The following is an 18,718-nucleotide window of genomic DNA, read 5'->3' on the forward strand; positions in this document are numbered from 1 at the left end:
CCGGTTCGGCACCCGTCAAGGTGACGCCGGCACGGCATGAGCGGCGCTGCCACACCGTGACGACGCCACCATCGCGGGCGCCGTGAACAGTGCGGCGCTGGCGGCTCGTGTCAGCCAGCCTAGCTCCTTATCGATGCACATTCGATGCGTTCGGCCATAGATCCAGCAGATTCTCCGAACTATCGATGCAAGAGTGACGCATGCCGCGTTCTGTACGCCGTTACGTTTCGATAACAAGGAGACGGGTACGCCACTGGAGTCGGATGTTCGACAAGTGCGAGGAGCAGCCAATGCCGACCGCTGAACCGAACCGATCAGACCACCGAGGTGACGCTTACGACCACATCGAACCCTGGTTCGAGAAGTTGAGCGCACTCGCGGCCGATGATCCACATCGCGAACCCTTGCGCGAGCAGATCATCCGCACCTGCCTGCCCCTGGCCGAGCACATCGCGCGCCGCTTCGCCGGTCGCGGCGAGGATCTGGCCGACCTGCAGCAGATCGCCACCGTGGGATTGGTCCTGGCCGTGGACCGTTTCGATGTGACGCGCGGCAGCACATTCGTGTCCTTCGCGGTGCCGACCGTGATGGGCGAGGTGCGCCGCCATTTCCGCGACCACACCTGGGCGGTGCGAGTCCCGCGCCGCACCAAGGAGATTCAGCTCAGTATCGGGCCCGCGGTGGAGAAACTCACCCAGCGCCTGTCCCGCATGCCCACCGCGCGCGAGATCGCCGAGGAGCTGCGGGTCGATCTGCTGGAGGTCACGCAGGCGCTCATCGCCGGCAATGCCTACAAGGCCGATTCCCTCGACGCCACCCTGCGCACCGAGGAGGCGGGCACGGGTGTCGCCGCGGTGGATACGCTGGGCGCGGAAGAACCCTGCTACCGCCTGCTCGAGGACGCGATGGTGGTGCGCCCGCTCATTGCGAAACTCCCCGAACGCGAGCGTGCCGTCCTGGCCATGCGCTTCTACCAGCACATGACCCAGAACCAGATCGCCGAGCGCCTGGGCGTCTCGCAGATGCAGATCTCCCGCATCCTGTCCGCGACCCTGGCGAAGCTGCGCAAGCAGGCGCTGGCCGAGTCCCCCGCGCCCCCCGACCGCCAGCGCCCTCCGCGAGCCGCGGCGGCCCGGGCAGCCCGAGCGCGCGGCGTCGAACCCAGGCCCGTCAGGTCCAGGTCGCGGTCTCGGGATCGACGCCGTGAGCGCGAGCATTCGCTTCGATGATCGCGCGCAGCCAGCCGCTGAGACCGGGTTCGATACCGTCGTAGAAGGCGGCGAATCCGGCCTCGGTGGCATACCTGCGACCCAGGCAGACATGCATCGAATGCGTGCAATCGAAGTACGCGCCGATCGACGCACGATGCCGTTCTGCCAGTGCGTCGGCCGCGGCGCTGCCCGGAATCACCCCGGCACGGTGCGCCGCGGCCAATTCGGCATGGAGTGCCTCGAGGTCGTCGGCGATCCGCTGCCAGTCGGCGGCGGTCCGCCCGGCCGCGTTCTCGGCGTACTGCGCCCACTCGGCGGTGTCACCCCAGCGTTCCCGCGCTTGGCCGACCCACATTGGCTGCCACCGGTTTCCGAAGATCTCCACCTGTTCCCGGTCGGACAGCAGGATGCCGTTCTCACGGGCATCGATCATCCGGTCGAGCGCATCCTCCATCCGCCGCAACTGCGCGACCCGCTCGCGCACCCGATCCCGCTGCTGTACCAGCGAGGCCGTCGCCTCGGCAGCCGGCGCATCGAGCAGCGCCCCGATCTCGCCGAGCGGAACACCCGATTCGCGATAGATCAGCACGCGATGAATCCGTGCGAGATCGCCCATCGTGTACAGCCGATACCCGCCCTCGGACCGCTCGGACGGACTGACCAGCCCGATCGAATCCCAATGGTGCAGCGCACGAACGGTGACGCCCACCCGCGCCGCGACAGCACCCACGGTCAGCCCGTCGGCACCGTCGAACGCGGGATCACCCATGCGCTCCAGTCTCGCAGCCGCCCGATGCACCGCCCTACTCCGGCACCGTGATCCCCATGGCCCGCAGATGCGCCGCCTCCGCACTGTCCGGATCGAGCGGTCGCGCAGCAGTCATGATCACCCGAATATTCTCCGGCGTCCGAACCTCCAATTCCACAGAGTTCCAAGGCATCACCCGTGGCCCGCTGGTACTCCCCGGCCGCATCCGCTCACACGCCCCCGCAATCTCCTCGATCTGCCCCAGCACACAGGAAAAACTGACTGTCATCCCCGCCGCCTCGACCGCCCGCTCCCCCGGCAGCAACAACACATCCTGAAACGCCCACCGCCGCAAATGCGTCAGCTCCCCCGGCACCGAGAACAAATCGAAGAACCCCAGCCCCTCCACCCAAAACTCCACGGACTCAGCCAAATCCGCCGTAGGCACCGTCACGAACATGGGCATCCCATACAGCCCCCGGAACAACTCCGGAGCCTGCACATCAACACCGGGAACCGGCACAGGGCTGATCTCGAACGCAGGATAAGTCTCTGTCATGACTCCATCCTCGAGCCTCACGCGACGTAAGGGTCAAGCCCCGACATCCGACCTTCGTGTACCCGTGGCCACGCCGGCGACGGGCCTTGATCAGGGGGTCGCGTCGGCGGTGAGGGCGGGCCACAGGGTGGCGGCGAGTTTGTCGGCGAGTCCGGCGCGGGTGCCGGCGTCCTCGCCGCGCAGGAATGCCCCGAAGTATGCGCCGAAGACCATGGTGGCGACGGTGCGGATATCGATGCCGGGCCGCACCGCGCCACGGGTGATCAGCTGCGCCAGGACGTCTTCGACCTGGGATACCCGGGGTTCGACGGCGCGTGTCACGAGGTGATTCAGGAGTTCGGGGACGCGGTCGGCTTCGCTGATGAATCCGCCCTGCAGGACGATGGCATCGGGGTTGTGATAGCAGGGGTCGACGCGGCGGATAGCTTCGGTGAACGCCTCGCGCGGGGTCAGCTCGTCGAGGGAAAGCGGTGGGGTGGAGGCGGTTTGGGCGCGCAGCCCGTAGTCGAGGGCATCGATGACGAGTTCGAGTTTGCCCGGCCAGCGTCGGTAGAGGGTGGGGCGGGTGACCCCGGCGTCGGCGGCGATGTCGCCGAGCGCCATGCGGGTGTAGCCGTCGGTGACCAGGCGGCGGCGCGTCGCGACGATGATGGCCTCGTCGACGGCGGGATCGCGGGGTCGCCCGCCGCGCGGGCCCGACTTGTGCGCCGGCGGCTGGTTGTCGCGTTCGGTGTGCGGTCGGGTCACGGCTTCCCCTTCACTGCTGCGTCGCGTTACAAGACTGGACTGTAACCGTCGGAGGCGCGACCGGTATCGAGGTGGCGGGCCGCAGGGGCGGGCCGGTAGAACAACAGCAGTTGCGCCGTCCCCGCGGCGAGCCCGCCCGCCGCGGCCAGGACGAGCCCGGTCCAACCGGTGAGCACCGGGTGGCCGAACAGCAGTTGTTCGGCGCTGACGCGACCGGCGCCGAGGGTGGCGACCACGACTGCGGCCAAGGCGATCAGGAAGTTGTATTCCCAGCCGGAGTCCATGACGAAGAAGCCGTTGCGGCGGTGCACGGTGACCACGGCGACCAGCATCAGCGCCACGAACGCCGCCGCCGCGGGGGCGGTGAGAAACCCGGCCGCCAGTGCGAGCCCGGCACCGATTTCGGTGGCCACGGCCGCCCGCGCGTGCAGCGGGCCCGGGGTCATCCCCAGGCTCTCGAACCAGGCCGCGGTCCCGGCCAGCCGCCCGCCGAGGAAGATCTTGTGATAGCCGTGCGCAATCAGCATCGCACCGAGTCCGGCACGCAGCCCCAGCACGGCGATATCGAACGAATCCATTTGTGCCCCTTGATAGTTACCGGCGCTCGGTGACGTCGTGAGTGAGCGGGTTCGAGTGGTGGCGGGCGCCCTGGTGGGCCTGCTCGACGAGCTCGGTGACCGCGTCGGGGTGGCTGAGCATGACCGCGTGCGAGGAATCGACCTCGGTGATGGTGGCGCCGGCGCGTTCGGCCATGAATCGCTCCAAGCTGGGGGCGATGGCGTGGTCCTTGGTCGCGATCAGCGCCCAGGACGGGATGGTCTTCCAGCCCGCGGCCGTGGCCGCTTCGCCGAACGCCTCGGCGGCGACCGGGCGCTGCGAGATCGCCAGGAACGCGGCGGTGGTGGCGTCGACGTCGGCGGCGAACGCGGTTCCGAACCGAGACTGGTCCAGCCAGACTTCGGCCCCGGTGGAGCCGTCGGGGCGGGTGACGGTGAACACCTGCTGCGGCAGCGGCGGCACCGAAGCGTCCGCGTGTGCTTCCAGCAACCCGCCGAGGGCTTCGCCCTCCTCCGGGACGAACGCCGCGACGAACACCAGGGCGGCGACATCGGCGATGGCGGGGGCCGCGTTGGAGATGACCGCGCCGGCGTAGGAATGCCCGACCAGGATCTTCGGACCTTCCACCCCGGCCAGCAGGCCCTGCAGATAAGCGGTGTCGTAGGCCAGGCCGCGCAGCGGGTTGGGCGCCGCGATCACCGGAAAGCCGCGCCGGTGCAACCGCGCTGCGACCTGCTCCCAGCCCGAAGCGTCGGCGAACGCGCCGTGGACCAGCACCACTGTCGGCTTGGGCTGCCCGTCGTCGTCACGGTCGTGGTGTGCGCCCGGCACCAGCGAGGACAGCGCGGCTGCGATCGAGGCGACGATGTGATTGCTCATGGGATGTCCTTCTCCTTCAACGATGTGGCCCGTCCCGCTCGGCGGGAGAACCACTCACTTTCGTTACAGTGAGTGACTGTAACGTAACTCGATGGGTTTGCCAACCTGGGATCCGCCGCCCGCGGCGATCGGCGTCCGCGGGGACGCCGGGCAGTCTCCTATCGGGACCGGGCGCGGGTCGTCGCCCGCTCGAGGTTGGCGTGGATCAATTCGCGCAGTGCGGCGATCTGCGCCGGCGCGTGGAAGCGCGGGGAGAACGCCGGTTCGATGCTGCACCGCCCGGCGAAGGTCGACACGAAGTAGCCGACCCAGCTCACCGGCTCGGAAGTGGCGAAGCCACGGAAGTCGACGATCTCGATCCCCGCCGGAACGGTGAGGTCGGGCACCACACCCCAGTTGGTGATGAAGTTCCCGACGCCCTGGCGCGGACCACCGTGCGCGGCCACCGCCGCCGCGGCCCGCATGACCGCCAGCGCTGCCCCGTCCTCGATCCCGGCGACGATCTGCGCTTTCACCCGAGTCGCGAGCACGTCCAGACCGGTGCCGGGATCGCACGCGGTAAGGGTCGGCGCGAACCCCAGCGCGTTGGTGACCTCGTCGGGGCGGGCGGCGGGACGCAGGTGGCCGCGCAGATCGACGAGATGGAACATGATCATCGGCAGTTCGGTTGCGACACCGGCGGATTCAGCGAGCATCGCGCGTTCGGCCCGCACGATCGCGGCGGACAGCAGCGCGTGCAACGTCGTCCCCGAATTCCGCGCGTGTGCGCGCAGCGCGGCGGTGTCGGCCCGCGACAGGGTGATCCGACCTGCCGGCATGGGAGCGAACCCCGGGCCGGCGCCGAGGTCGGTGGCCGGGATGCTGTGCACCCGGCCCGCCGGTGGGGCGGCGAGCTCGGGCAGGGTCAGGCCGCGGGTGTGATATGCGTGCTCGAGGTTGCGCGGGTGGACCGGGGTGAGGTCCGGGCACGCGGCGTTCCCGGCGAGACTCGCGGCAATGCGCCAGAAGCGGGCCAGCAGGTCCAAGCCCAGCGTGGCGTCGTTGATCGCGTGGCACACCTGCAGCGCGACCGCCGTCCTGTCCCCCTCGTCCACGATGGCGAGTTTGGCGAGGCAGTGCGCGGGATCGAGCGGCGTGAGTCCCGCGCCGGCGAGCCAGTCCGCGATCGGGCCCGCCACGGTCTCGGTGATCGCTGCGCTCGTGTCGTCGCCGGGAATCCGCAGCGAGCACTGGCCGCCGGTGCTCTCGATCGTGCCGGTCAGCATCGGATACTTGCGGCACAGCAACCCGAAGGCGTTGTGCAGCAGCGCGATATCGACCGCACCGGTGCAGATCGCCACATAGCTGACGGTGAGTTTGCGCGGCACGAAGCCGTGATCGATCAGTCCGAGACGATCTCGCCTGCCGCCGGGCGTCCCTGGTGCGCCCGGGTTCACGCGAGGCCCAGCAGCGCGGGGTCGGTGGCGCGCGACCGCAGCTCGCGGGCCGGATCGGAGACCATGCGGCGGGTCCGCATGTCCAGCAGGCCGCTGACGCTGGTGACCTCGGCGACCAGGGTGCCGTCGGGTTTGGTCAGCACGTGTTCGACGCGATGGGTCTTGCCCGGCCCCCACACGAACGCACACGTCACGTCGACCTCGTCGTCGGCGCGCAGCTCGGCATAGTGGCGCACGGTGGTTTCGAGGTTGATCGGCCCGAATCCGTCGGCCAGCAGCCGCTCGGGTGAAAGCCCCGCCGCCTGACCACACGCGAACCGGGAATGCTCGGCGTATTGCAGATACACGGTGGAGGCGAGGTGGTGATTGGTGTCGAGCTCGTAGCTGCGCACCGCGAATCGCAACGTGAACGGCGTTGCGGGCGTGGCTGTTTCGGTCATGAGCGATGGACTCCTCGGCTGGGTGATCTCGAATGGTGCGGATCGCAGCCTGCCGGGGTCGCGGCACCGGTACCAAGACACTGCCGACACTGGTGTCGGCAGCACCTGGCAGGCGCGGGCGGCGTCGTCGATGATGGACGCCGTGACACTCGCCCCCGCTCCCCGACGCACCGAACTGGCCGCCTTCCTGCGCAGCCGCCGCGACCGCCTCACCCCCGCGCAGGTCGGGCTGGCACCCGGATTGCGGCGCAGGACACCAGGATTGCGCCGCGAGGAGGTCGCCGGACTGGCCGGGGTGTCGGTGACCTGGTACACCTGGCTCGAACAGGGACGCCCGATCAATGTCGGCGCGCAGATCCTCGACGCCATCGCCCGCACGCTGTGCCTGGACGACGCCGAACGCGCCCACCTCTACCGGCTGGCCGAGGTCCCGATCACCGCGACAGCCACCCGCGCGCGGGCGCTCACACCCACCGTGCAATCCATCCTCGACGCCATCACCGGATATCCGGCCGCGGCCATCAATACCCGCTGGGATCTATTGGGGCACAACGCCGCAGCGGCGGCCCTGTGGCCGCGGCTGACCGCCCCCGAGGGTTCCCGCAATGTGCTGTGGGAATTGTTCACGACCCCCGCCGAGGCCCGATGCTTCGTCAACCGCGACGCCGGTCTCCCCCACATGGTCGCCTCATTCCGCGCCGACTTCGCCCACCATCTCGACGATCACGCGTGGACCGACCTGATCCGCGCTCTCGCGGCCGCCAGCCCTGAATTCACCCGCCTGTGGGCCACCCGCGACGTGGCCGCCCCGCCCACCCAAACCATGATCTACCGCCACCCCACGGTCGGCGACCTGTCGCTGACCCTGACCCGCATGGAACTGCCCGCCACCCCGGAAACCATCCTCACCGTCTGGACCCCTGTCGACGACGACAACCGCGCCCGCCTGGACCGGCTCCTCACCGGGTCAGCAGGGGTATGAGCAGAGCGTCGATCATCTGCTCGAAGAATGCGCCGTCGGTCGGCTCGCCGAGAATGAGGATCCGGTGAAAGATCATGGCGGGCACCACGGTTCCGATCATCGTGAGGTCGACGCCGTCGGCGATCTCGCCACGTTGGCGTGCGCGTTCCACCACGGCCTCGAATGCGGCGCGGCGGGGCTTGGCGATCGCCTCGTGGGCGACTTCGCGTAATTGCGGGTCGCGGCTCGCCGCCGCGGCGATCGCCGCGAGGACCCCGTCGCGCTGACTGCTGCGATCGGTGTACGCGGCGCCGAGAGCCAGGAGATCGGATCGGAGGTCTCCGGTGTCGGGTACGGGCACTTCCCACCCCAGCGCTTCGAGGGCGCTGCGAACCAACTCGGATTTGTCCTTCCACCGCCGGTAGACGGTGGCCCTGCTGGCGCCCGCGCGAGCCGCCACGGCGTCGACGGTCAGCCGGTCGTATCCGACCTCGGGCAGGATTTCGCAGACAGCGGCTAGTAGGGCGGTATCCCGCTCCGGATCTCTGGGGCGTCCGCCTGGCCGAGGCTGGGCGGGTTGATCCGTTCGTGTCGGCATCCGCCCAGCTTATCCAGTGGATGAGTTGCGAAACAAGTATGACTCGTATCGTATTGAAGTTACGAAACGGTCGTGTACTGTTTCGTAACCGACGGCGGAACGACAAGGGGATGGACGTGCATGGAAACAACGAATGGCCGGTGGCGGGATTGAGTCGGCGCGGATTCCTGGTCGCCACTGCCGGGCTCGCAGCCGCGGCGTGCACCAGCAAGCCGCGGGCCGCCACCGTGGCCGACGATGCCGGGCTGCGATCGGCCATTCGAGGCCGCATGCTGCTACCCGGCAACGAGGGGTTCGACCCGGCACGCACACCGTGGAATACGACGATCGATCAATCCGTGCGCGCCGTCGCCGAAATCGCCGACGCCGACGATGCGGCGGCGCTGGTGCGCTACGCCCGCGACACCGGGCTGGCCGTGGCGGTCCAGCCCAACGGGCACGGCGCGTCGGGCGCGGCCGACGGCACGATTCTGGTGCGCACCAACCGGCTCAACGATATTCGGCTCGACACGAGTACCCGGACCGCCCGCGTCGGCGCGGGTGTGTCGTGGGAGCCGGTGCAGCAGAAGGCAAGTGAGCACGGCCTCACCGGAGTGGCGGGCAGTGCGGCGGCGGTCGGCATCACCGGCTACACCCTCGGTGGTGGATTGAGCTGGTTCGGCCGCCGCTTCGGCTGGGCCGCAGACAGTGTCACCGCCTTCGACGTGATCGATGCCGACGGCCGGGCACTGCGGGTCTCCGCGACCTCGGAACCCGATCTGTTCTGGGCACTGCGCGGCGGCGGTGGCGACTACGCGCTGGTGACGGCGATCGAGTTCGAACTACACTCCGCGCCGATGGTTTTCGGCGGCCGGATGCTGTGGCCGCTCGCCTGCGCCCGGCAGGTGATGTCGGCTTTTCGGGACGTCACCGCCATCGCACCCGACGAGTTGACGGTGTGGTGGAGCCTGTATCGATTCCCCGGGGCCCCGCCGATGGTGGGCATCGACACCACCTACCTGGGCGACGCGGAAACCGGACGAGAACTGCTGCGGGCCTTCGACCTCATCGACGGGCGAATCTCCGACAGCCGGCGCGGCCTGTCGATCAGCGAATTGGGCTCGATCACCGGCGAACCGACCGATCCGAGCCCGGTCCGCCAGCATGGCGCACTGTTGACCGGCCTCGACGACACGATCGTCGACAGCCTCCTCGCACAACCGATGGACCCGCTGTTCATCGTGCACATCCGCCATCTCGGTGGGGCACTGGCGCGCCCCTCGGACACCGCGGCCGGCCCGGTCACCGAGCCGTACTTCCTGAACCTCCTGGGCGTGCCGACCACGGAGCAGGCGGCCACCGGCATCGACGCCGCCATTCGGGGCTATCTCGATGCGGTCGACCGAAACATCAGTGGCAGAACACCATTCACCTTCCTGACTCCTGGCCGGAACGCGACGGAAGCCTTCCCGCCGGACACGGTCTCCCGTCTCGCGGAGATCAAACGGCGCTACGATCCCCACCGCGTATTCCGCAGCAACTTTCCCGTCCTGACCTGAGTACGTTGCGCTACAAGGATTTTCGTCAGCGAACGGCGTTGACGACTGCGGCGGGTATCTCGCCGCCGGTGAGTTCGACAGAGCGGAGCCGGTCTTCGATCTCGGTGGCCGGGTGGGCGAGGATCAGCTCGTCGGCGGCGATCGAGGCGGCGAAATCGGCCAGGTAGGAATGGACTTCGTCGCGGGTGCCGACTGCGGTGTATTTGGTCGTCGAATTGAGCTGGGCGCCTTGCGGGGAGGCGAGGAGGGCGTCGATCTCGTCGTCGGAGAAGTCGACGCCGGCCGCGCCGCGCTTGATGAAGGCGCGGGCTCGGGCCCGGTAGGCGATTTTCTTCTGCTCGGCGGCGGCGTCCCGATCGTCGGCGGCGAAGACATTGAGGGCTGCCATGACGTAGGGCTCGGACTGCTGCTCGGAGGGTTTGAAGGTGTCGCGGTAGACGGCGACGGCTTCGTGCAGGGCGTCGGGGGCGAAGTGGGAGGCGAAGGCGTAGGGCAGGCCGAGGTATCCGGCCAGTTGGGCGCCGAAGAGGGAGGAGCCCAGAATGTAGAGGGGCACAATGCCTTCGGCGCGGGGAACGGCTTGGACGCCGGGGACGCGGGACTTGCCGGAGAGGTAGCCCTGGAGTTCGAGGACGTCGTTGGGGAAGGCGTCGGCGGTTTCGTTGGTGCGGCGCAGGGCGCGCAGGGTGGTCTGGTCGCTGCCGGGGGCGCGGCCCAGGCCGAGGTCGATGCGGCCGGGGTGCAGGGTTTCGAGGGTTCCGAACTGTTCGGCGATAACCAGGGGTGAATGGTTGGGCAGCATGATGCCGCCCGCGCCGAGGCGGATGGTTTCGGTGTGGTTGGCCACGTGGGCGATGAGGACGCTGGTCGCGCTGGAGGCGATGGACTTCATATTGTGGTGCTCGGCGTACCAGACGCGCCGGTAGCCGCTGCGTTCCGCGGTCTGCGCGAGCCTGACGCTGTTGTCGAAACTCGCACGCGCGGTCTGACCGCGGGTGATGGTCGCCAGGTCGAGGAGGGAGAGCGCGGTGGGCATTCGGTCGCCTTTCGAGTTCGGAACACGTGCTCTGGATGGCAACGCACGAGCACCCGATTCCAGTCCTTCGAGGCCGACCGGTCAGTCCGGCATCGTGTCGCGGGCGGTATAGCGCGGGCCGATGACGGCGAGCGCGGTCTCCACCGCCACATCGGTGATCGCGCTGATCGGCTCGCCCGCCTCGATGGTGGAGGCGATGAGTTCCCGGTAGCCGCCGTAGAGGATGGTCGCCATCTGCCGGGTGGGCGGATGCAGGCCCGCGGTGTGGAATTTCGGTGAGGCGGTGAGGTTTTCGATGAGTCCGATGAACGCCTCGGCCTCCTCGTGATGTTGCACGCGCGCGCTGTCGCCCATGGCCGGGGATTCCCGGATCCAGGCCAGGCTGATGGTCAGGTCCTCTTCCGAGGACGCGATCCACGCTTCGACGGCCTGCCGGATCTGCACCTGCCAGGGCGCGGTCACGTCGACGGCGGCGTAGATCCGTTCGATGGTGCGCCGGTTCCATTCCGACAGCACGGCGATGAAGCAGTCCTGTTTGCTGCTGAAGTGCTCGTAGAAGGTCCGCCGCGAGGTGCGGGCGTGGCGCACCACATCGGCGACGGTGGTGTCGCGGTAGCCGCGTTCGCGCAGCGCCTCGACCATGCCGTCGAGCAGGCGCCGCCGGAATCCGGATTCCGGCGACACCTCCGCGGTGATCTTCGTTTCGGCACGGGTCACGAGGTCAGCGTAGTTGCTCGAGCCGCGACACCGTCTTGCCGAACCGCATGGTGCCGTCCTCGATGCGCCCGTGCCGCAGGGTGACGACATCCTGGGCGTAGTTCATGCCCAACCGCCACGGTGAACGCGTTCCGGCCTTCGGGAAGTGGTCGATGGCGCGCAGCACATATCCGGCTTGGAAGTCGAGCAGCGGCCGGTCACCGATGGCCGGGTCGGGCCACGGTGTGCAGTGGTCGTATCCATTACTGTCCATGTAGCGCAGCAGCCGGCACACGAATTCGCTGACCAGATCGGCTTTCAGCGTCCAGGAGGCATTGGTGTAGCCGATGGTGAACGCGAAGTTCGGCAGGCCGCCGAGCATCATGCCCTTGTAGGCCATGGTCGAGGGCAGATCGATCTGTTTGCCGTCGACGCCGAACTCGATGCCGCCCAGGGCGAGCAGTTGCAGGCCGGTCGCGGTGACCACGATGTCGGCGTCCAATTCCTGCCCCGAGCGCAGCGCGATGCCGCGCTCGGTGAAGTGGTCGATGCGATCGGTGACCACCGAGGCCGCCCCGGAGCTGATGGCCCGGAACAGGTCGGCGTCCGGGACCAGGCACAGGCGCTGATCCCAGGGCCCGTACTCCGGCTTGAAATGCGTGTCGACGTCATAGCCCGCGGGCAGCTGTTTGATGGTCTGGCTGCGGAAGAAGTTGCGCATCATGGCCGGTCGCCGCTGACTGAGCTGGTAGATCAGCGTGCCGATGGCCACGTTCTTCCAGCGCGTGATGGCGTAGGCGCGGCGCGGGCCGAGCAGTTCGCGCAGCCGATTGGCGATGGGGTCCTCGGTGGGCAGCGTCATGATGTAGGTCGGTGATCGCTGCAGCATGGTCACGTGCGCCGCGGTTTCGGCCAGCGCCGGGACGAGGGTGACCGCGGTCGCGCCGCTGCCGATGACCACCACGCGTTTTCCGGTGCAGTCCAGCTCTTGCGGCCAATGCTGCGGATGCACCACCTGGCCGCCGAAGTCGCCGATGCCCGCGAATTCCGGGGTGTAGCCCTGGTCGTAGCGGTAGTAGCCGCTGCACACGTAAAGGAATGCGCAGGTGAGGGTTTCGGTGCCGCCGTCGTGCTCGACCCGCACCGTCCACCGGGACTCCGCACTGGACCAGTCGGCGCGAATCACCCGGTGCCCGTAGCGAATTCGCTTGTCGATTCCCGCTTCGGCAGCGGTGTCGCGCACATACCGCAGGATGGACGGCCCGTCGGCGATGGCTTTCGCGTCGGTCCACGGCCGGAACCGGTATCCGAGCGTGTGCATATCGCTGTCCGACCGCACGCCCGGATACCGGAACAGATCCCACGTCCCGCCGATGCTGTTGCGCGCCTCCAGGATTGCGTAGGTGCGCAGCGGAAACGCCTCCTGTAGATGGCGGGCCGCCCCGATGCCGGACAGTCCCGCACCCACAATGAGGACGTCGAAGTGCTCGTTCAATGCTTGGCTCCCTTGCCGCCGCGCGCGCGAATGACCCGCTCCGCCAGTTCCATGACGCCCATGTAGTGGGTCGGAGTGATCCGGGCGAGCGCGTCGACGAGATAGGCGTCCGGCCCGACCAGGATTCGAGCCTTCCCGCGTTCCACACCGCGGCAGATGATCTCGGCCGCCTTGTCCGCCGTGGTGATGGTGACCTTCTCGAATTCGGCCGCCATCTGCTCGTGCGTGCGGCCCTTGCCTTCGGGGTCCTTCCGCACCCGCGCATTGCGGGCGATATTGGTCTTGATCCCGCCCGGATGGACGGTCACCGCCGACACACCGGTACCCCGAAGTTCCTGCCGCAGTGCGTCGGTGAACCCGCGCACCGCGAATTTGGCGGCGCAGTAGGCGCTTTCGTAGGGCACGCCGACCAGACCGTAAACGCTCGAGGTATTGACGATGACGCCCTGATCCTGTTCCACCAGCAGCGGCAGAAACGCCCGCGTGCCGTTCACGACCCCGTCGAAGTTGATCTGCCGCAACCATTCGTCGTCGGCGGGGACGGCGTCGAGCACCGAGGACGCCACCGCCACACCGGCATTGTTGAACACGGCCGCCAGGGGCGCGTCCAGCCAGCCGCGCACCTCGTCGGCGAAAGCCAGTTGATCGTCGGCGTCACGGACATCGAGCACCCGGGTGAGCACCGGACTGTTCAGCGCGGCCGCCGTCTGCTTCAACCCCGCCTCGTCGATATCGGCGAGCGCGACCGGAGATCCTGTGCGGGACAGGAATTGGGCCAGGCCGCGGCCGATGCCGGAGGCCGCGCCGGTGATCATGACGGGCCGCCCGGCCAGTGGCCGCGTGATTCGAGTTCTAGAGATTCGGGACATCGCTGCTCCTCGCCGCGCTGCGAACATGGTCGTCGATGAGGTCGGTCAGGAGGGGCCACAGCCCGACGGGCAGATCGTGTCCCATGCCGGGCACGGTGTGCCGCCGCGCTCCGGGAATCGCGCGAGCGGTGGCCGCTCCCCCGCTCGGGTTCACCATGCGGTCCCGGTCGCCGTGCACGACCAGGGTCGGGGCGGTGATGGTGCGCAGTTCCCGGGTTCGATTGCCGGACTTGAAGATTCCGGCGAGCTGACGACCGACACCGGGGGCCGGGAACTCGTCGCGATCCCAGGTGAGTGCGGCGGCCGCCCGCACGGCCTGCTCGTCGAAGGGATATCCGGCGGCGCAGATGTGCCGCCAGATCCGCACCGCGGCTTCGATATGCGCGTCGCGCGTGCGGGCGGGTTCGGCGAACATGAGCCGCCAGGTGGACAGGGCCGGACGCCCGAGGCGCAGCGCGCCCGTGGTGGACATGATCGAGGTCAGTGACGTCACCCGGCGCGGAGCGCGCGCGGCGATGGTCTGCGCGATCATGCCGCCCATGGACATGCCGACCAGATGCGCGGATTCGAGGCCGAGCGCATCGAGCAAACCGACTGTGTCCCCGGCCAAGTCGCCGATGTCGTACTGGTCCGGATGCCAGCGGCGGCGCAGCAGATCACCCGGTCCGGGCGGACGGAATGTCGCATGCGTGGATTTGCCGACATCGCGATTGTCGAACCGGATCACGTGATAGCCGCGCTCCACGAGCAATCGGCACAGGCCATCCGGCCATTCGTGGTACTGCTGGCCGAGTCCGGCGATGAACAGCAGCGGCACCCCGCCCTCGTCACCGGAGCGGTGGTAGGCCAGCGAGATTCCCCGGCCGACCTCGGCGATCTGCTCGGTCATGCGGTGACCTCGGCGGTCGTCATCGAATCGGACTGCGCCGGAGCGGTTTCCGTGTTCCGCGCCGACGTGGATGGGAGCGGGAACCGGCGGCGCACCACGGCCCGCCCCTTCTTCGCGGGCACCAGCGCGACACCCCGGAAGTGCGTGCGCTCATCGGGCGCATCGGTGGGTTCGAGCGTGAAATCCCGTAGCAGCGTGCGCAGGACGATATTCAGCTCCATGGTCGCGAACGACGCGCCGATGCACCGGCGCGCCCCACCGCCGAACGGTATCCAGCTCCACGTTCCGGGTCGCTCGCCGAGGAACCGATCCGGGTCGAAGGCGCGGGCGTTGGGGAACAGTTCCTCGTTGTCGTGCATCAATCGGATGCTGACCATGACGTTCTGCCCGCGCGGTAGTGTCCACCGGCCGAGCTGGAACGATTCCGCCCGCACCATGCGCGCGGTGAAGTCGATGACCGGCCGCACCCGCTGCACCTCCACCAGGGTGGCCTCGCGCAGCGCGGATCCGCCCGCATCGGCTTCGGTGACCAAGCGCCGCAACAGGTCCGGATGCCGGCGCAGCCGTTCCACGGTCCAGGCCAGGGTGGTGGCGGTGGTTTCGTGCCCGGCGGTGAGCAGGGTCAGCAGTTCGTCGGCGATGTGCTCGCGGCTCATGGGCGTGCCGTCCTCGTAGCGGGACTGCAGCATCATGGCGAGCACATCGTTGCGGTCGCCGAGCCCGGGATCGTTTGCGGCGCGGTCGATCAGCCGGGCCACGATCCGATCGTAGGAGCGCCGGTGGCGGCGGAACCGCGCCCACGGCCCGTAGGGTCCGAGGAATCCGTGCGGTACGGGCAGCGCGGCCAGCGCGGAGCCGAGCAGCACCAATTTCGGTAGCAGCGTGCGCAATTGCTCGAATTCGGCGCCTTCGGCTCCGAAGACCGCGCGCAGGATCACATTCAGCGTGATCCGCGACATCGAGTCCATGGTGGCGAATTCGCGCCCCTCCGGCCAGCCCGCCATCTCGCGGACCGTCTCCTCCTCGATGAGCTGTTCGTATACCGCGAGCCGCCGGCCGTGGAAGGGCGGTGTCAGCAGCTTGCGCTGTTTGCGATGCGCGTCGCCCTTCAGCGAGAAGAGCGATCCGGGTCCGAGGAATTCCCCGAGGTTCACGTCGATGGTGTCCACCAGGTCGCTCGGCGCGGTGAACAGCGCCTTGACCTCCGCCGGATCAGAGAGCACGACCGAGGATCCGAAGCGCGGCAGCACCACCGTGAAGGCGTCCCCGTAGAGCTCGTGCCAGCTCCGCCAGGCTCGGGTGCGCCCGGACAGAATCCGCAAGGCGTGAACGAGGCCGGGGGACGATGGCCCGGCGGGAAGTTTCGCAGTGGTCATAGCCACCCCTCACCGTGGTACTCCTGTGTACCAGCGCAACGGTACGCGTACGTACCAGGGTGTGGCAAGGGTCACTTTCACAGTGCCCGAAAGGCTTTCGACGTGGGAATTCGTTACCGGCGCAAACCCGGCTACCGCGCAGCTACGGAATATTGCGCTCATCCGCCGGCGGCACCGCCGGAGGGGGCGGTGGCGCGGCCGCGGCATCGATCTGCTCGCTGAGATAGCGCAGGATGACCGTGCCCGCCGCGGCCACCGGCACCGCGAGGAACGCACCGACGATCCCGTAGAGCGAGCCGCCCACGGTAATGGCCAGCAGCACCACCACGGCGTGCATCTGCATACTGCGGCTCTGCAGAACCGGTTGCAGCACATTGCCTTCCAGCTGCTGCACCGCGATGATGATGGCGAGCACGATGAGCGCCTGCGTCACGCCCTTGGCGACCAGGGCCACCAGCACCGCCAGCGCGCCCGCGACGAACGCGCCCACGATGGGCACGAATCCGCCGAGGAAGGTGAGCACGGTCAGCACGGCCGCGAGCGGAATCCCCATGATCACCAGTCCGAGGCCGATGAGCACCGCGTCGATCAAGCTGACCAGCGCCTGTACCCGGATGAACCCGCCGAGGGTGACCCACACCCGGTTCAGCACCTCTTCGACGTGCCGGCCGCCCTTGCTGCCGATGATCGTGTGCAGCCACGGCAGCAGCTTCGGCCCGTCCTTGACGAAGAAGAACGCCAGCACCAGCACCAGGAACAGCGTGACGATGGCGGAGGTGGCGGTGCTGACGCCGCTGAAGACGCCGGTGGCGATGCGCTCGGCGCTGGACTGCAGCCGGGAGATGAGCGCGTCGACGGCCGAATCCAGTTGCTCCTGACGGATATTCAGCGGCGGGCCCTGCAACCAGTCGCGCACCCGATTGATGCCCTCACTGGATTGGTCGGCCAGATCCGGCGCCTGATCGACCACCGACGGCACGATGAGCGCGATCACTCCGGCCAGCACGGCGAGCAGGCCCACCGTGGTAGTCGCGGCCGCCGCCGACGGCGGAAATCCGCGCTCGCGTAGCCATTTGGTGGGCGGCCACAGCACGGTCGCGACCACCAGCGCCAGCGTCATGGGCAGGATCGCGACCCAGAGCCGGGCGATGAGGAATCCGAGCACCCACGCCCCCGCCGCGATGGCGACCACGGCCAGCGACCATTTGGCAAGCCACAGGACACCGCGCCCGATGACCTGCCCGCGATCGGGTTCGGCCGTGTCCGGATTGCCGGGTGTGCCGTCCGGATCGGCGGGCGGCTCGGGAGTGGGTTCGTGCTTCGGCTCGCTCACGCCCCACAGTCTGGCACGAGCGCGCCTCGGATTTCGGGAGCGCGACTCATCGGACGGCGTTGCCGCGTGCGCCGTAGGCGGCCGGTGAGCGCCCGACCATCGCCTTGAAGTCGCGGGCGAAGTGGGCCTGATCGGCGTAGCCGAGTTCGGCGGCGAGGGTGGCGAGATCGACGCCGGTGTCGTCGAGGCGCTGGGCGGCCTCGTGCAGGCGGTAGCGCTGGATCACCCACTTCGGGGAGACGCCGATGTGCTGGCGGAACAGCTTCTGCAGGTAGCGTTTTCCGAACGCGAATCGGTCGGTGAGGTCGTCGACGCGCAGGATCGTGCGGTCGGCGCGAATACCGTCGGCGATCTCATTGAGCAGCACCGTGGTGTCGGTGACGTTCGGAAACTGTTCGCGGACAAAGTCTTCCGAGAGCGTACGGCGCAGGTCGCTGTCGGGCTCCGCGGTGATGCGCGCGGCGAGGACCTCGGCGGCGGGGCCGAGCACCGTCGCTCCCGCGACCACCCGATCGGTCAGATCAGCGACAGTGCGCCCGGTGAGCGCGTGAAATCCGGCCGGGCGGAAGGTTATTCCGAAGATGTCGCCGCTGCCGGCGAGAGTCTGGGTGTATCGGCCACGCAGCACCCCGTGCACGCGGCACTGCCCCGACTCGACCGCCACGACCACCGCCGGGTTCGGCAGCACCTCCACGGGGAACGGGTCCCGATCGCGCAGATCCCAGCGCACCGCCCAGCAGTGCGCGACCACGTCGGTGAGGTCGGCCTCGACCGGAATGAGGGCCTCCCGGTACACGCCCGCGCCCGCGTGCGGGTCGAGCAGCCCGCGCGGCGGCTTGTCGGTGGTGGCATCCATGGCCGGCGTCCGATGTTCGCGTTTGTTCAAGACGGTCGTACGGCTCCGACCCTAACGTCAGCCGCATGAACGAGACACACAGAGCAACCGGATCCATCGAATCGAAATCCTGGGAGCAGAGCGACTTCGCGGGCGGCGACGGTCCGGCGCTCGCCGTCGCGAAGGGTTCGGACCTGTATCGCGGCGGGATCGAGGGCGAGGCCGAATGGCAGGGCCTGACCTGCACCGCCGCTGACGGCAGCGGTTCGTTCGACAGCCTGCAGCGGACGCGCTGCACGCTGGGCGGGCGCACCGGAAGCTTCGTCCTGCGCATGACCGGCACCTTCGAGGCCACCGGCGATTCGCGGGCCGACTGGTCCGTCGTGCCGGGGTCGGGTACCGGTGAGCTGGCTGGGCTCGCGGGCAGCGGCGGCTACGAATCCACGGCGGGCACGCACACCTACACCCTCACCTACCACTTCGAATAGCCCACGGCCCGCCCGGCCTTCGCGGC

Annotated in this window: 20 protein-coding genes; 4 read left to right on the top strand and 16 right to left on the bottom strand. The window is 68.6% G+C overall.

Annotation, left to right across the window (positions count from 1 at the left end; genetic code table 11):
- Nucleotides 1-290: 290 nt before the first annotated feature.
- Nucleotides 291-1,229 carry an RNA polymerase sigma factor SigF gene (locus tag H0264_RS25655; RefSeq protein ID WP_181579909.1) on the top strand — a complete coding sequence of 313 codons (939 nt, stop codon included), beginning with the start codon at nt 291-293 and terminating at the stop codon, nt 1,227-1,229.
- Here the strand turns inward: H0264_RS25655 and H0264_RS25660 are convergent.
- The 7 genes from H0264_RS25660 to H0264_RS25690 form a co-directional block, all read right to left on the bottom strand.
- Nucleotides 1,171-1,980 (bottom strand): MerR family transcriptional regulator, encoded by an 810-nt coding sequence (locus H0264_RS25660; RefSeq protein WP_181579910.1) that lies wholly within the window; start codon nt 1,978-1,980, stop codon nt 1,171-1,173. The genes H0264_RS25655 and H0264_RS25660 overlap by 59 nt on opposite strands.
- Nucleotides 1,981-2,014: 34 nt before the next feature.
- Nucleotides 2,015-2,518 carry a VOC family protein gene (locus tag H0264_RS25665; protein WP_181579911.1) on the bottom strand — a complete coding sequence of 168 codons (504 nt, stop codon included), beginning with the start codon at nt 2,516-2,518 and terminating at the stop codon, nt 2,015-2,017.
- Nucleotides 2,519-2,608: 90 nt separating this feature from the next.
- On the bottom strand, nt 2,609-3,265 hold the full coding sequence (locus H0264_RS25670; RefSeq protein ID WP_244975946.1) for a TetR/AcrR family transcriptional regulator: 657 nt from the start codon (nt 3,263-3,265) through the stop codon (nt 2,609-2,611).
- Between the two features lie 26 nt (nt 3,266-3,291).
- Nucleotides 3,292-3,843, bottom strand: coding sequence for a DoxX family protein (locus H0264_RS25675; RefSeq protein WP_181579912.1), 552 nt, complete (start codon nt 3,841-3,843; stop codon nt 3,292-3,294).
- 16 nt (nt 3,844-3,859) lie between these two features.
- Nucleotides 3,860-4,702, bottom strand: a complete 843-nt coding sequence (locus tag H0264_RS25680) for an alpha/beta fold hydrolase (RefSeq protein ID WP_181579913.1) — start codon at nt 4,700-4,702, stop codon at nt 3,860-3,862.
- Between the two features lie 158 nt (nt 4,703-4,860).
- Nucleotides 4,861-6,069, bottom strand: a complete 1,209-nt coding sequence (locus H0264_RS25685) for a phthiocerol/phthiodiolone dimycocerosyl transferase family protein (protein ID WP_181579914.1) — start codon at nt 6,067-6,069, stop codon at nt 4,861-4,863.
- Nucleotides 6,070-6,134: 65 nt separating this feature from the next.
- Nucleotides 6,135-6,578, bottom strand: a complete 444-nt coding sequence (locus H0264_RS25690) for an acyl-CoA thioesterase (RefSeq protein WP_181579915.1) — start codon at nt 6,576-6,578, stop codon at nt 6,135-6,137.
- Between H0264_RS25690 and H0264_RS25695 the strand changes: the two genes are divergently transcribed.
- Nucleotides 6,577-7,560, top strand: a complete 984-nt coding sequence (locus H0264_RS25695; protein WP_220139841.1) for a helix-turn-helix transcriptional regulator — start codon at nt 6,577-6,579, stop codon at nt 7,558-7,560. The two genes, H0264_RS25690 and H0264_RS25695, sit on opposite strands and share 2 nt — an antisense overlap.
- Here the strand turns inward: H0264_RS25695 and H0264_RS25700 are convergent.
- Nucleotides 7,538-8,137, bottom strand: a complete 600-nt coding sequence (locus tag H0264_RS25700) for a TetR/AcrR family transcriptional regulator (protein WP_181579916.1) — start codon at nt 8,135-8,137, stop codon at nt 7,538-7,540. The genes H0264_RS25695 and H0264_RS25700 overlap by 23 nt on opposite strands.
- A 110-nt stretch (nt 8,138-8,247) precedes the next feature.
- Between H0264_RS25700 and H0264_RS25705 the strand changes: the two genes are divergently transcribed.
- A complete protein-coding gene (locus H0264_RS25705) occupies nt 8,248-9,675 on the top strand; it encodes an FAD-binding oxidoreductase (RefSeq protein ID WP_181579917.1) in 1,428 nt (475 codons plus the stop codon).
- 25 nt (nt 9,676-9,700) lie between these two features.
- Here H0264_RS25705 and H0264_RS25710 read toward each other — a convergent pair whose 3' ends face one another.
- The 8 genes from H0264_RS25710 to H0264_RS25745 all read right to left on the bottom strand — a co-directional run bounded on the left by H0264_RS25710 (nt 9,701) and on the right by H0264_RS25745 (nt 18,225).
- Nucleotides 9,701-10,711, bottom strand: coding sequence for an LLM class flavin-dependent oxidoreductase (locus tag H0264_RS25710; RefSeq protein WP_181579918.1), 1,011 nt, complete (start codon nt 10,709-10,711; stop codon nt 9,701-9,703).
- 81 nt (nt 10,712-10,792) lie between these two features.
- Nucleotides 10,793-11,428 carry a TetR/AcrR family transcriptional regulator gene (locus H0264_RS25715; RefSeq protein WP_231085276.1) on the bottom strand — a complete coding sequence of 212 codons (636 nt, stop codon included), beginning with the start codon at nt 11,426-11,428 and terminating at the stop codon, nt 10,793-10,795.
- 4 nt (nt 11,429-11,432) lie between these two features.
- Nucleotides 11,433-12,902, bottom strand: a complete 1,470-nt coding sequence (locus tag H0264_RS25720) for a flavin-containing monooxygenase (protein WP_181579920.1) — start codon at nt 12,900-12,902, stop codon at nt 11,433-11,435.
- The gene (locus H0264_RS25725) at nt 12,899-13,771 is read right to left on the bottom strand and encodes an SDR family NAD(P)-dependent oxidoreductase (RefSeq protein ID WP_181579921.1); all 873 of its coding nucleotides are present in this window, start codon (nt 13,769-13,771) and stop codon (nt 12,899-12,901) included. Before H0264_RS25725 ends, H0264_RS25720 begins: the two co-directional genes overlap by 4 nt.
- Nucleotides 13,755-14,660 carry an alpha/beta fold hydrolase gene (locus tag H0264_RS25730; protein ID WP_181579922.1) on the bottom strand — a complete coding sequence of 302 codons (906 nt, stop codon included), beginning with the start codon at nt 14,658-14,660 and terminating at the stop codon, nt 13,755-13,757. Before H0264_RS25730 ends, H0264_RS25725 begins: the two co-directional genes overlap by 17 nt.
- Nucleotides 14,657-16,036, bottom strand: coding sequence for a cytochrome P450 (locus tag H0264_RS25735; RefSeq protein WP_181579923.1), 1,380 nt, complete (start codon nt 16,034-16,036; stop codon nt 14,657-14,659). The genes H0264_RS25730 and H0264_RS25735 overlap by 4 nt, the downstream gene beginning before the upstream one ends.
- Before the next feature lie 142 nt (nt 16,037-16,178).
- Nucleotides 16,179-17,369, bottom strand: a complete 1,191-nt coding sequence (locus tag H0264_RS25740; RefSeq protein WP_181579924.1) for an AI-2E family transporter — start codon at nt 17,367-17,369, stop codon at nt 16,179-16,181.
- Between the two features lie 46 nt (nt 17,370-17,415).
- Nucleotides 17,416-18,225 carry a helix-turn-helix domain-containing protein gene (locus H0264_RS25745; RefSeq protein ID WP_181579925.1) on the bottom strand — a complete coding sequence of 270 codons (810 nt, stop codon included), beginning with the start codon at nt 18,223-18,225 and terminating at the stop codon, nt 17,416-17,418.
- Nucleotides 18,226-18,290: 65 nt separating this feature from the next.
- Here H0264_RS25745 and H0264_RS25750 point away from each other — a divergent pair, with 65 nt between their 5' ends.
- Nucleotides 18,291-18,692: a DUF3224 domain-containing protein gene (locus tag H0264_RS25750; protein ID WP_181579926.1), complete on the top strand. Its 402-nt coding sequence runs from the start codon at nt 18,291-18,293 to the stop codon at nt 18,690-18,692.
- Nucleotides 18,693-18,718: the final 26 nt, after the last annotated feature.

Origin of the sequence: Nocardia huaxiensis, from assembly GCF_013744875.1 — a bacterium.
Classification (GTDB): domain Bacteria; phylum Actinomycetota; class Actinomycetes; order Mycobacteriales; family Mycobacteriaceae; genus Nocardia; species Nocardia huaxiensis.

Bases quoted from the DNA above. Each gene is read 5' to 3' on its own strand.
- H0264_RS25655 (WP_181579909.1), top strand. From the start codon at position 291: ATGCCGACCGCTGAACCGAACCGATCAGACCACCGAGGTGACGCTTAC.
- H0264_RS25660 (WP_181579910.1), bottom strand. From the start codon at position 1,980: ATGGGTGATCCCGCGTTCGACGGTGCCGACGGGCTGACCGTGGGTGCT.
- H0264_RS25665 (WP_181579911.1), bottom strand. From the start codon at position 2,518: ATGACAGAGACTTATCCTGCGTTCGAGATCAGCCCTGTGCCGGTTCCC.
- H0264_RS25675 (WP_181579912.1), bottom strand. From the start codon at position 3,843: ATGGATTCGTTCGATATCGCCGTGCTGGGGCTGCGTGCCGGACTCGGT.
- H0264_RS25680 (WP_181579913.1), bottom strand. From the start codon at position 4,702: ATGAGCAATCACATCGTCGCCTCGATCGCAGCCGCGCTGTCCTCGCTG.
- H0264_RS25695 (WP_220139841.1), top strand. From the start codon at position 6,577: ATGAGCGATGGACTCCTCGGCTGGGTGATCTCGAATGGTGCGGATCGC.
- H0264_RS25690 (WP_181579915.1), bottom strand. From the start codon at position 6,578: ATGACCGAAACAGCCACGCCCGCAACGCCGTTCACGTTGCGATTCGCG.
- H0264_RS25700 (WP_181579916.1), bottom strand. From the start codon at position 8,137: ATGCCGACACGAACGGATCAACCCGCCCAGCCTCGGCCAGGCGGACGC.
- H0264_RS25705 (WP_181579917.1), top strand. From the start codon at position 8,248: ATGGACGTGCATGGAAACAACGAATGGCCGGTGGCGGGATTGAGTCGG.
- H0264_RS25710 (WP_181579918.1), bottom strand. From the start codon at position 10,711: ATGCCCACCGCGCTCTCCCTCCTCGACCTGGCGACCATCACCCGCGGT.
- H0264_RS25725 (WP_181579921.1), bottom strand. From the start codon at position 13,771: ATGTCCCGAATCTCTAGAACTCGAATCACGCGGCCACTGGCCGGGCGG.
- H0264_RS25730 (WP_181579922.1), bottom strand. From the start codon at position 14,660: ATGACCGAGCAGATCGCCGAGGTCGGCCGGGGAATCTCGCTGGCCTAC.
- H0264_RS25735 (WP_181579923.1), bottom strand. From the start codon at position 16,036: ATGACCACTGCGAAACTTCCCGCCGGGCCATCGTCCCCCGGCCTCGTT.
- H0264_RS25745 (WP_181579925.1), bottom strand. From the start codon at position 18,225: ATGGATGCCACCACCGACAAGCCGCCGCGCGGGCTGCTCGACCCGCAC.
- H0264_RS25750 (WP_181579926.1), top strand. From the start codon at position 18,291: ATGAACGAGACACACAGAGCAACCGGATCCATCGAATCGAAATCCTGG.